Below are 232 nucleotides of genomic sequence, written 5' to 3' on the forward strand. Positions count from 1 at the left end.
GCCGCGGCATGGATTCGCTCGACGTTGCGCTCTACACGAGCTCCACCGTTGCGCTCGATGCGGCGACGGGTAAGCTCGCGTGGCACTACGCGCACGCACCGGGCGAAGCGCTCGATCTGGACGTGGTATTCGTGCGCGTGCTCGTGGACGCGGGGGACGACAAATACGTTTTCACGGCCGGCAAGGACGGCGTGCTCTGGAAGCACGATAGGCGTACCGGCGCGTACGCGGG

At 66.8% G+C, this 232-nt stretch carries 1 protein-coding gene; it reads left to right on the forward strand.

Annotation, left to right across the window (positions count from 1 at the left end; translation table 11 throughout):
* On the forward strand, positions 1 to 232 hold a 232-nt coding region (locus tag AC3II9_RS22615), incomplete at both ends, for a hypothetical protein (RefSeq protein WP_489159031.1).

The sequence above is a fragment of the Lysinibacillus sp. RU7 genome, assembly GCF_057837305.1.